We start from the raw sequence: 11,185 nt of genomic DNA, 5'->3' as shown, positions 1-11,185 counted from the left end.
GGTGACCATGACGGCGACGCGGGCGCCGAGCTCTGGCGGATGACCGGCTCACCCTTGCGGGGATGACCAGGTCGCCCGTGGCGCGGCCGCGGGCCGCGTCGTAGTTCACGTTGGTGAAGCCGATGCTGCTGTCGCTGTTGGCGGGCAGGCGCAGGATGGTCCCAGGGTTGTCCAGCTGCACTTCCATGCCGGCCGGGGCGCCGGCGTCGGCCAGGGCCTTGGTGAAGGCGGCCTGGATCTGGTCGGCGGTGACATCGACCGATGGGCGGCTGACGACCACGCGTTCCGTGCCCTTGGCCTTCCAGTCCACGCCGTTGGCGGCGGCGATCCGCTCCAGGATGGAGGCGTCGTAGGTGATGCGGTGGCCGGGGGCGGGGGCCTGGCCGATTACGACGGCGGCCTGGTTGGGGCCTAGCGCGTCGAACAGGTCGCCCAGCCGGATGGTCTCGGCGTTGACGTCCGTATCCCCGTGCAAGGTGGCACCGGGCAGGTCGGCGGCCGTGGCCGCGCCGGCGCCGAAGAGGATGCTGGTGCCCAGCAGGATGGTGGCCAAGGCTTTCATGACTGATCTCCGGTATCCCGCGCTCATCACTTCATGTTCGTGATGGACTGCAGCATCTGGTCGGTCGTGGTCACGACGCGGGAGTTCATCTCGTAGGCGCGCTGCGCCTGGATGAGGTTGGTGATCTCGGTCACCACGTTGACGTTGGAGGTTTCCAGGGCGTTCTGGGTCAGGCGGCCGAAGCCGGTGGAACCGGGGACGGCGGTGGCCGGCTGGCCCGAGGCCGGGGTCTCCAGCAGCAGGTTGTCGCCGATGGCCTCCAGGCCCGCCGGGTTGGGGAAGTTGGCGAGGTTGATCTGGCCGACCGTCGCCGGGGTCACCTGGCCGTCGATCTTGGCCTGCACCTGGCCCGAGGCGTCGACCGTGATGTCCACGGCGTTCTGCGGGATGGTCAGGCCGGGGTTCAGCAGGTAGCCGTCGGAGGTGACGATCTGGCTGTTGGCGTTCAGCTGGAAGGAACCGGCGCGGGTATAGGCGATCTGGCCGCTGGGCAGCGTCACCTGGAAGAAGCCGTTGCCGTTGATCGCCAGGTCCAGGCTGTTGCCGGTGGTGGTGATATTGCCCTGCTCGTTGATGCGGTACACGGCCGCCGTCTTCACACCGGCGCCGATCTGGATGCCGGTGGGGACGATGGTGCCGGCGTCCGACGAGTTGGAGCCGACGCGGCGCATGTTCTGGTAGAGCAGGTCCTGGAATTCGGCGCGTTCGCGCTTGAACCCCGTCGTCGTCATGTTCGCGATGTTGTTCGAGATGACTTCGACGTTGGTCTGCTGGGCCTGCATGCCCGTGGCGGCGATGGAGAGGCTACGCATGGTCTGTTGCTCCTGCTACTTCGTCGTCACTGGGCTTTGGCGAGGTGAGTGATCGCGTTGCGGATGCGATCGTGTTCCTCTTCCACCAGCTTCTGGGTGATCTGGTACTGGCGCAGCACGTCGATCATCACGGTGGATTCGACGATGGCCTGGACGTTGGAGGCTTCGATTGCACCCTGCGTCACCTGCGGGTTGGCCGAGGGCTGGGGCGTCTGATTGGTGGTCATCAGGCCGCCGCCGAGGGTCTGCAGCTGCTGCTGGTCGTCGAAGGTCACGATCTTCAGCTTGGCCAGCTGGGCGCGGTCGGCCATGACCGTGCCGTCACCCTGGACCTTCAGGTCGGTGACGCCGTCGGGGATGGTGATGCGGTTGTCGTTGGTGTCCAGCACCGGCAGGCCGTTCTGGTCCACCAACTCACGGCGGTCGTTCAGCTGGAAGTTGCCGGCGCGGGTGTAGCGGGGGCCGGACAGGGTTTCCACCGTGAAGTACCCGTCGCCCTTCAGCGCCAGGTCCAGGGTGTTGTTGGTCACCTGCAAGGTGCCGGCGCGGGTGTCGCGCATCAGGCCATAGTCCTGGACGAAGGAAACCCGTTCGCCGCGGGCCGGCTTCTCCAGGTATTCCTGGAACAGCATGCGCTGCTGCTTGTACCCGGTGGTGTTCATGTTGGCGATGTTGTTCGCCACCACATCCAGCTGCCGGGACAGCGCTTCCTGGCGGGACAGCGCGACGTAAATCGGGTTTTCCATTTTCGCCTCGAACTCGTTGCCGTCGGTCGATGCCGCCGGCTTGTTAGTCGCCTCCCTATATGCAGGGGTTGTGCCAACATTCGAGGTGATGGAAAATCAATGGCTTAGCTAAGGAGGGGGCAGGCAGGCAGGGCAGGGTCTTCCTCTGGCGGCAGTTTCTGCCGGACCGGGCGGTTCCATCTCTCCGCCGGGGGCGTTTTTTGCCCCGTGGATCGCCCTATCCCCAAAAGCAGACCGCCCGCCCCTTTAGGGGGCGGGCGGTTAATGGCGGCGGCGTCGGAAATCAGGCGGCGTCAGCGGCGACCTGCATCTTCACGATGCGGTCGGGGTTGCTGACGCTGCCGTTGTTGGTCCGGCTGCCCTTCTTCAGGGCGTCGACGAATTCCATGCCCTCGGTCACCTGGCCCCAGACGGTGTACTGGCGATCCAGGAAGGTGGCGTCGTCGAAGCAGATGAAGAACTGGCTGTCGGCGCTGTCCGGGTTCATGGCGCGGGCCATGGAGCAGACGCCGCGCACATGCGGCTCGGTGGAGAATTCCGCCTTCAGCTTCTTGCCCGAACCGCCGGTGCCGTCACCGGTGGGGCAGCCGCCCTGGGCCATGAAGCCCTCGATGACGCGGTGGAAGCTGAGGCCGTCGTAGAAGCCGTCGCGGGCCAGTTCCTTGATGCGGGCGACATGGTTGGGGGCCAGGTCAGGGCGGAGTGCGATGACGACGCGGCCGGCCGGCAGGTCGAGATACAGGGTGTTCTCAAGATCCATTTTGGGAAGCTCGTTCTTGATGATGGGCGCGTCCGTGTCCGGCTTTGCCGGTCGGCGGACCATAGCGCCCCCGCCCACCGATTTGAACCGCCCTTGTGGCGGAGCCGCCCCCCATCCGCGGCAAAATTCCCCGGCGGGAAGCCTTGAACCGGCAAGGTGCTTGCATGGAGAGGGGATCGAGGTCCGCGACCAGGGCGATATTGCCGCGCACAGGGGGCTGTGCCGCGGCTTGTCGCGGGTCGCGGGACTTGCCACTCTCCACACGGGTTCCGGATGCATTCCGGCCTGCGAAGGGATCGGTGCGTCTTCATGTCCATGCCGCCGTTACGGCCGCCGCCGGGGATGCGGCCACCTGATTTGCGGGCCAGCAAGGCCCACAAGATGCGTCCAGGGGCGCGCCCGGGGGCGGGCGCATGGCGGCGCCTGCTGCCCCGCGTCTGGCCGGTGGGTGGCTGGCGGCCGCCTCCCTGGGGTGCCCGGTGGCTGTGGGGCCTGATTCCGCTGGCCGTGGCCATGGCCGGGGGCATTCTTGCCGGCCGGCTGATGCTGCCGGGCACGGCGGCGCGACGGCTGGTGGCCGCCCTGGCCGAGGTCGGCTATCCCGAGGCCCAGGTCACCGTGCGGCATGCCGGCTGGGGCTGGCTGGAGGCGGGGGTGCGTCTGGAACCAGGGCTGGAGGTGGATACCGCCCTGGTGAGCTTCGCCGGGCTGCTGCCGTGGGGGCCGCCGGCGCGCCTGGCGCTGAACGGGGTCAGCCTGGATGCCGGCCATGTTGGCGGGCAGGCGCTGGCCCGGCTGATCGACATGCCCATCGGTCATGTCGAAATCGGCGCGGTTCAACTGGCCTACGGCCCCTGGTCCGTGCCCATGGACCTGGACGCCGTGATGGATCATCAGGATGAGGGCTGGCGCGGCCAAGCGGTGCTGCACCCAGCGGATGGATGGCCGGCCCTCGCCCTGACCGTCACCGTGGACAAGACGCCGGCCGGTCCCGCGCTTCATCTGGAAACCGCGGCGGACACCCTGCCGATGGTCAGCGGCACGCTGTCGGCGGGCCCGGAAGCGGGTGGCGGGCAAGGCGGCGCCAATGCGGAGCTGACGGTGAAGGGCTTGCGCGTGCGCGATTGGCCCGGTCCCATCGGTGGCCATCTGGTGGCGCAAGGCGGCCCTGGCCGCTGGACCGTCAGCGCCATGGCCGACACCCCCAGCCTGCACCTGGTGGCGGAGGGGGCGAGACCCTGGGTCGCCGCCCCGCAGGCGGCGCCCTGGGGTGTGAAGCTGACGGCCCGCGGGGCGGGGGATTGGGCTGGCCAGGGGACGCTGACCGTGGCCGCCGCCGCCGACAGCGCTTCCCTGGCGCTCAGCCTGTCGGCATCGGACATGACGGCGCCGGAACTGCCGCTGATGGCGGCCTTCNTGGCAGGCAGCGCCATCCTGCGGCCGCAAGGGGACGGCGCCTGGCGCCTGGACCTGACCGGGCCGGCACAGGCGGGCGGGCGGCTGCGGGACGGCCAGGGCACGCCGGTCAGCCTGGGCTGGGATCCCGGCGCCGACGGCCACCTGGCGCTGGACTGGCGTGGTGGCTGGGGGCGGGAACGGCGGGGGCATGCCGATGCCCAAGGTGCCCTGGTGGGGCGGCTCGGGGCCGCGGCCGCGCCCTTGCTGGCCGGTGGCACGACCGGCTTGCACGCCAGCGCCGATTGGGACGTGGCCGGCCTCACCGCGTTCGAGGCCAGCGCCGCCGAAGTGCAGGCGCCCGTCCTGCTGGGCGGGCGGCTGGAAGGCGCGCGCCTGGTCGCCGGTTTCGACCGCACCAACCGGGCCGCCCCTTGGACCGCCACTCTGGACGGGGGGCGGGTGGAGGGAACGGGACTGCCGCCCCTGGCCTTAGGCGTCACCCTGTCGGGCGATCCCGCCAGGACCGTGTCCCTGGCGGGCCAAGCCAAGGGGGTGGATACACCCCTGGTGCTGGGCCTTACGGGGGAATGGGTTGGGGCGGAGAAGCGGGGACAGGCCTCGGCCATCCTGGAGCCCTTGGTCCTGGCCGCCATGCCGGACCTGACACGCCTGCTGCCGACTGCCGTCCTGGCGGGGCCGGTGCAGGGTGAGGGCACGGTGGCAGGTGGGCTGAATCTCACCTGGGAGGAGGGGCGCCTGAACGGAACGGGGGAGGTGCGGGCGGACGGCGTCGGCCTGGCCGGGCCGTTGCTGGCGGTGGAGGGGTTGCGGGGCAAGCTGAGCCTGGATGGCCTGTTCCCGCTGCACAGCCCGCCGGCCCAGCATGTCGAGGCCAAGGCCGTGCGCGCCGCCCTGGCGTTGGCGGACATCGGCCTGGATTTCCAGGTGGTGGACGGCCGCGTGGTGTTGCAGGGTGGCGGCCTGAGCTGGGCGGGGGGCCAAGTGCGCCTGGCGCCGGAGGAGGGGGGCGGTTTCAGCGCCACGGTGGCCGGTGCGGATCTGGCCCAGGCGCTGCCGGCGTGGAGTGCGGTCGGCTATAGCCTTCAGGCCACGTTGAATGGGCGGCTGCTGGGACGGTTCGACGGATGGGCACCGGTGCTGGCCTTCGGCGGCCTGCAGGCGGAGACCGGCCATATCGGTTTTACCGATACCGGTGCCGGCGTGCCCGTGGTGCTGAACCCCGACCGTAACGGCAAGGTGGCGCTGGTGACCCGGGCGCTGGCCAACTACGACATCCAGGCCCTGACGCTGGAGCCCAAAGGGGCTTTCCTCACCGACCCCAAGGCACGCCTGCTGCTGCGCGGCTTGAACCCGGACTTCTACGGCGGCTATCCTGTCGACCTGGACCTGGAATTGGATGGCGGCGACCTATCGGCCGCCGGCGCCAGGGACGGACGGTAGCGGGCCTCGCCCGGCGCTTGAGGCAACCTACCTCAGGGAAACGGGCAATGGTCGCCCACCACGTCGACGAAGGAGCGTGAACCGGGGCTGATCTTGAAGCGGTATTCGGTATCCTCGATGATCACCGAGTGCTGCAGGGGCAGCATGCCGGTGGTCTGGGTTTCCTTGCCGCTTTTCTCGGTGAATTTCAGGGTCACCGGCTTGGCCGGGTCGAACCAGGACTGGGGCGCGCCATCGGGGCTGCGCGACGTCGCGCCCTCGCCGGAGACGACCACGGCGCCGTCGGCGAAGCCGGCCGAGGTGTTGGGCCCCTTGTAGAGCGAGGTGGACAGGACGAACCGCTTGGTCTCGGCCTTGCCGCAGGACCGGGGCGTGCCTGTCTGCTCGATGATCAGGGCCAGGCGGCCGGCGTCCACGCCCTCCACCATCTTCTTGGCCAGCAGATCCTTCAGGCGCCCCAGGTCGCCCGTGGGCACGTCACGGTCGTAGCGCACCTGCAACTCGCTAACGCGCACCTCCGCCGTCTGCAGGCTGGCCTGCAATTGGGTGACCTTGCGCTCGACCTCTTCCTTGGCGGCCTGGGTCTGGGTCAGCTGGGCCTGCAGGTTCTGCTCCCGGCGGATCAGCTGTTCCTGGCCCACCTCATAGCTGAAGGCGCAGGCCACGCCCACGACGCCGGCCAGCAGCAGGAACTTTCCCAAACGCCCCCAGAAACGGCGGCGGGCCCGGCGGCTGTGATCATAGAGGCCATAACTCATCGCGGCGCCAACACCCAGCAGAAGGTAAGGGAGAACAAGGTATTAGTGAAAAGCCCGGGAGAACTGGTCTCCCGGGCCTGACCCTAGCGGGGCCGCTCCCCAAACTCAAGCGGCTGTCGGATTTATACCACCGGCGTTTGATCATCGCGGACCAGACGCCCCGGCCGTCTTCAGCCGCTGTGCGGCAGGGCGGCGTCGATGGCGGCCTTCAGTTCGGGCGATTCCGGCTCCACCTTGCTGGGGAAGGCGGCGATCAGGGCGCCTTCCGGGCTGATCAGGTACTTGTGGAAGTTCCACTTCGGCGCGCCCTTGGCGGCGCTCACCCACTTGTAGAAGGGGTGGGCCTTCTCGCCGGTCACCGTTTCCTTCTCCGTCATGGGGAAGTCGACGGCGAAGTTGGTGTCGCAGAAGTGTTTGATTTCCTTGTTGCTGCCCGGCTCCTGGTCATGGAAGTCGTTGGCGGGCACGCCCAGCACCACCAGGCCCTTGTCCTTATAGGCGGTATACAGCGCCTCCAGCCCCTTGTACTGCGGGGTGAAGCCGCACAGCGAGGCGGTGTTCACCACCAGGATGGCCTTGCCCTTGAACTGGCTCAGCGGCAGCGGGTCGCCATCGATGGAGATGAACTTGTAGTCATAGGCCGAGCCGGCCGCGGAACTGGGCAACGGCGCGGCGGCATCGCCGTGGCGGGCGGCGGCGGTCAGGCCGGCGATGGCGACGGCGGCCACCGCCAGCCCCCGGAACAGGACGCGGCGGTTCAGCGGGAATGCGGGCATCGGTTCTCTCCCTCGGGGGCATCGGCGGCGGGCCCCTCTGCCTGGGAGCGTCGCCTGATCGCGATCATGGAATTATATCCCCGGGGCCAGCATTCCCCCACAGACTAATGCGAGGTGCCGGTGAACGCGGGGCTTACGAACATGCCAAGCTTGTTGAAGATCATGCGGAAGTAAATACGGTTACCTGACGCAAGGCCGATGCGCGAAGCGTAGTCGCGTTCCATGATCAGCGAGAAGGTGTAGCAGTCGTCCTGATAGGTGGTGGTCAGGCTGGTCGAAACGGGACCGCCGCCTTCCGCCAAATTGTATCGGGTAGAGAGGCCCACCGTGTAGTACTTGAGGAAGGACGAGGTGACGCCGCCACTGATTTCCTGCAGGTTGGTCGTGGTGTCGGCGACCGAGCCGTTCTGCAGTTCCAGCTTGTTGATATAGAGGTAGCTGCCGTTCACCCGGAAGATGGACGGACCGAACGAGCCGGTGAAGTCGTGCATGCGCTGGGCGCCGGTGTTCGGATCCAGGCGAACGCCGTAACTGACATCCATCCACGGGCTGGGGGTCAGTTCCAACCGGCCGACATAATCGGACTGGCGACTGTACAGGCCGGAATTGGTGGCGAAGTCGGTGTTGTGCTGCAGACGGTAGCTCTGTCCGAAGAACAGCGTGCTGCTGCCGCCGCCGTTGCCATAGACACCGGCGCGCACGCCATAGGTCACCCGCTGGCCGCCATCCAGGATGTCGACGCCGGGATACCGGCTGAGACGGAACAGGTTGGTGGAATCGAATTCGATGTCCTGGCTGTCCTCGTTCGGCAGATCCTTGCTGTTGTGGTAATTGGGCGCGGCGGTGAAGGCCACGATGGGTTCGATCATCTCCGACACCGTGCCATCCTCGCGCACGAAGGGCAGGCGGGTCATGATCTGGCCTTGAGGGAAAACCCGGAAGCGGGTGAAATCGTCCCTGGGGCCGCCGTAGGTGGCGTCCTTCATGTTGCCGATGGCATAGGCGTCTGTGCGCAGCAGGGCGTTCACCGTGGTGACCATGCCCAGGCTGTTGGTGTAGTCGCCCTGCCAGCCCGCCACCTGCGAGGCGCGGCGGGAGCGGGTGCCCTTTTCGCGCCACAGGTCCAGGTACTGCGCGTCGTAGGACCAGCGGCCGCCTAGGGTCTCGCCGGGTTCCCCCAGGGCGCTGAAGTTCACCAGCGGCAGGGCCACCGGCTCTTCCAGCGTGTTGGCCGGGCGCAGGTCCTGGAAGCCGTAGATGCCGGCGTTGAAGTAGTCGCGGCCGGCGAAGCGCTCGGTGTAGAGCCGGCTGGTCAGCAACTGTTCGGCGCTATAGTTGTAGCGCAGCAGGAAGTTGTTGTCGGTCACCCGATTGAGGTCGAAGCCCCAGCGCCAGGCGTCATTGATGTCGAACCGGCCGATGCCCTGCGCCCAGCCGCGCAACTCGCTGGGGCTGATGGTGCCGGATGAGGAGGCCTGCGGGTTCTTGGCGTAGGTCGCGGCGCCCTGCAGTTCCAGGTATCCGTTGGTGAAGCGCTCACGGTACTTGGTGCCCAGCAGCAGGCCATCGTTGGCGCTGGGCATGATATCGAACAGCAGGTCCTTGTCCGGCGCCACGTCATAATAATATTTCAGGCGCCCGAACATGCCCAGGTTGCTGTTGTATCCGATGGTGGGCGTCAGGAAACCGCTGCGCCGATCCACGCTGGGATCGGGCATCGAGAAGGCGGGCATGTAGGTGATGGGAACGCCCGCCACCTCGATGACGGCGTCGCGGAAGAAGATGTCATGCGAGGTGCTGTCGTGCGTCACCTGCTTGGCCCGGATCTGCCAGGTGGGTGGCTGGGTCGGGTCATCCTCGCACAGCTTGCAGGGGCTGTAGGTGCCGCGGGTGACGCGGGTGTAGCGGCCGTCGACGCGCTCCGCCTGGTAGCCCGCGATGCGGCTGTTGTCCTGCAGCAACATACGCGACTGATCGACGAAGGCCTGCTTCTGATCCTCCGTCAGTTCGGCATAGTCGCCGAACATGACCTCGCCGTCCGGCTGGATCATGACGACATGGCCGCTGGCGGTGATGACGTTGGTGCGCTCGCTGTAGCTGATGGTGTCGGCCAGCACAACGTGGCCACCCTGCGACAGCTGCACGTTGCCGGTGGCGGTGGTGATGCCCAGCTCGTTGTCGGTATCGACCTGGTCGGCCTCCAACAGGACGGGCGGCTGCTCCTTCTTGGGCGCTGCGGGGGGCGGGCTGGCGGGGGCCGGCTGCTGCTGCGCCAGGGCCGTGCTCGACATCAAGGCCATGATCAGGGCCATGCCGATGGCGCGCCGCGCCGCGGTCGAGGAACGTGCGTTCAACGGGTCGCACTCCCCATCCGTTTGCCCGATCTTCCACCCAGGCGCTCACCCAAGGGGGGGCGTGGGGTGGGGGTGCCGCCGCTTTGGGCCATTCGGCCGATGTCCTTGCTCCGCTTCATGGATCACCTTCTTGCCCATGCCGTGGGCCAAGTCAACACGGCTGGCCCGTTCCACGGGCACCTTCTCCCGATATCGTCGCCGGCAACGGCGGGAAACCGGCCCGCGTGGGCCGGGGGAAGGGTCAGGTGAACGCCTTGAAGGTGATGATGGTGAAGGTGTCCTTGACGCCCGGCAGGGTTTGCAGGCGCTGGGTGACGAAATGGCCGATGTCGGCCTCGTCACCCAGGTAGCACTTCATCATCAGGTCGTACTGGCCGGAGATGGAATAGACCTCGGACACCTCTTCCAGGATCTCGACGGCCGAATCGGCCACCTCATAGGCCTTGCCCAACTCGCACTTGATCTGCACGAAGATGGTCTGCATGGGCTCACGCCTCCGGCGCGTCGGTACCGTCCAGGGTCTCGGGGGCAGGGGCTGGGGACACGGGCCGGGCCACGCGCAGCATGAAGGCCGGCACGTCGTCGCCGAAGCCCACCACCGAGGGGCCGTCATCGTCATCCCGCCAGCGGCGGCGCTGCTCGCCCCGGTCAGGCCGGTCGTCCTGGCGCGGCGGGCGGGCCTCGCGGACGGTCTCGCGCGGGGTGTCGTTGCGGGGGCCGTCGCGGTAGCGGTCCCGGCCACCACGGTCGCGGGGGCCGCGTTCCGGACGATCCTGCCGCTCCGCACGTTCCTGGCGTTCAGGGCGCTTGGCCTCCACCGGTTCCACGGCTTCCGGCGCCGCTTCGGCGGTCGGCTGGGCCGCGCGCGGTGCTTCGCCGCTTCCGCGGCGGCGGCTGCCACTCCGTTCGCCCCGGCCGCCGCTGTCACCGCGGCCGCCGCGACGGCGGCGACCGCCTCCTTCACCTTCGCCTTCCGACATGTCGGGCGCTTCCAGGCCGTCGATCTCGATGCGGGGGATTTCGCGGCCGATCAGCTTCTCGATGGCGCCCAGGGTGCGGGCGTCGTCCGGCGTGGCCAGCATGAAGGCACGGCCGGTCTTGCCGGCGCGACCGGTGCGGCCGATGCGGTGGACGTAGTCGTCGGCGTGATGGGGCACGTCGAAATTGAACACATGGCTGACGCCGGCGATGTCGATGCCGCGGGCGGCCACGTCGCTGCAGCACAGCAGGGCGATCTGGCCCTGGCGGAACTGCTCCAGCGTCTCGGTGCGCTTGGACTGGACCATGTCGCCGTGCAGGGCGCCGGCGTTGAAGCCGTGCTTGGTCAGCGACTGGTGCAGGACGGCGACGTCGCGCTTGCGGTTGCAGAAGATGAAGGCGTTCTTGACGTCTTCCGTCCGCAGCAGGTGGCGCAGGGCCTCGCGCTTGTCCTCGCCCCGCACCATGGCGACAGCCTGGGTCACCGTGGCGGCGGGGGAGGCCGGCGGGGCCACCGTGATTTCGCGCGGGTTCATCAGGAAGGCATCGGCCAGGCGGCGGATCTCCGGCGGCATGTGCC

Annotated in this window: 9 protein-coding genes; all 9 read right to left on the bottom strand. The window is 68.1% G+C overall.

Going from position 1 to position 11,185, the window contains the following annotated elements:
- The coding region (locus I55_RS04245) for a hypothetical protein (RefSeq protein WP_044559259.1) at window positions 1-562 on the bottom strand (562 nt) is incomplete at its 3' end.
- A 26-nt stretch (window positions 563-588) separates the two neighbouring features.
- The gene (gene flgG, locus I55_RS04240) at window positions 589-1,374 is read right to left on the bottom strand and encodes a flagellar basal-body rod protein FlgG (protein WP_044559258.1); all 786 of its coding nucleotides are present in this window, start codon (window positions 1,372-1,374) and stop codon (window positions 589-591) included.
- A 26-nt stretch (window positions 1,375-1,400) separates the two neighbouring features.
- Complete coding sequence (flgF, locus tag I55_RS04235; protein WP_044559257.1) at window positions 1,401-2,120, bottom strand: flagellar basal-body rod protein FlgF; 720 nt, start codon at window positions 2,118-2,120, stop codon at window positions 1,401-1,403.
- A 283-nt stretch (window positions 2,121-2,403) separates the two neighbouring features.
- A complete protein-coding gene (locus I55_RS04230) occupies window positions 2,404-2,880 on the bottom strand; it encodes a peptidylprolyl isomerase (protein WP_044559262.1) in 477 nt (158 codons plus the stop codon).
- A gap of 2,891 nt (window positions 2,881-5,771) precedes the next feature.
- Window positions 5,772-6,497, bottom strand: coding sequence for a hypothetical protein (locus I55_RS04220; RefSeq protein ID WP_044559255.1), 726 nt, complete (start codon window positions 6,495-6,497; stop codon window positions 5,772-5,774).
- 170 nt (window positions 6,498-6,667) lie between these two features.
- Window positions 6,668-7,273, bottom strand: coding sequence for a glutathione peroxidase (locus I55_RS04215; RefSeq protein ID WP_083900829.1), 606 nt, complete (start codon window positions 7,271-7,273; stop codon window positions 6,668-6,670).
- A gap of 104 nt (window positions 7,274-7,377) precedes the next feature.
- Window positions 7,378-9,627 (bottom strand): LPS-assembly protein LptD, encoded by a 2,250-nt coding sequence (locus tag I55_RS04210; RefSeq protein WP_252181004.1) that lies wholly within the window; start codon window positions 9,625-9,627, stop codon window positions 7,378-7,380.
- A gap of 241 nt (window positions 9,628-9,868) precedes the next feature.
- Window positions 9,869-10,111, bottom strand: a complete 243-nt coding sequence (locus I55_RS04205; protein WP_044559254.1) for an Lrp/AsnC ligand binding domain-containing protein — start codon at window positions 10,109-10,111, stop codon at window positions 9,869-9,871.
- Between the two features lie 4 nt (window positions 10,112-10,115).
- Window positions 10,116-11,185: DEAD/DEAH box helicase (locus I55_RS04200; RefSeq protein ID WP_044559253.1), on the bottom strand; the 1,070-nt coding region annotated here is incomplete at its 5' end.

Origin of the sequence: Azospirillum sp. B4, assembly GCF_000333275.1 — a bacterium.
Lineage (GTDB): Bacteria > Pseudomonadota > Alphaproteobacteria > Azospirillales > Azospirillaceae > Nitrospirillum.
Note: the sequence above shows the minus strand (reverse complement) of the source record. Positions and strands in the feature narration are given on the sequence as shown.

Bases quoted from the DNA above. Each gene is read 5' to 3' on its own strand.
- flgG (WP_044559258.1), bottom strand. From the start codon at position 1,374: ATGCGTAGCCTCTCCATCGCCGCCACGGGCATGCAGGCCCAGCAGACC.
- flgF (WP_044559257.1), bottom strand. From the start codon at position 2,120: ATGGAAAACCCGATTTACGTCGCGCTGTCCCGCCAGGAAGCGCTGTCC.
- I55_RS04230 (WP_044559262.1), bottom strand. From the start codon at position 2,880: ATGGATCTTGAGAACACCCTGTATCTCGACCTGCCGGCCGGCCGCGTC.
- I55_RS04220 (WP_044559255.1), bottom strand. From the start codon at position 6,497: ATGAGTTATGGCCTCTATGATCACAGCCGCCGGGCCCGCCGCCGTTTC.
- I55_RS04215 (WP_083900829.1), bottom strand. From the start codon at position 7,273: ATGCCCGCATTCCCGCTGAACCGCCGCGTCCTGTTCCGGGGGCTGGCG.
- I55_RS04205 (WP_044559254.1), bottom strand. From the start codon at position 10,111: ATGCAGACCATCTTCGTGCAGATCAAGTGCGAGTTGGGCAAGGCCTAT.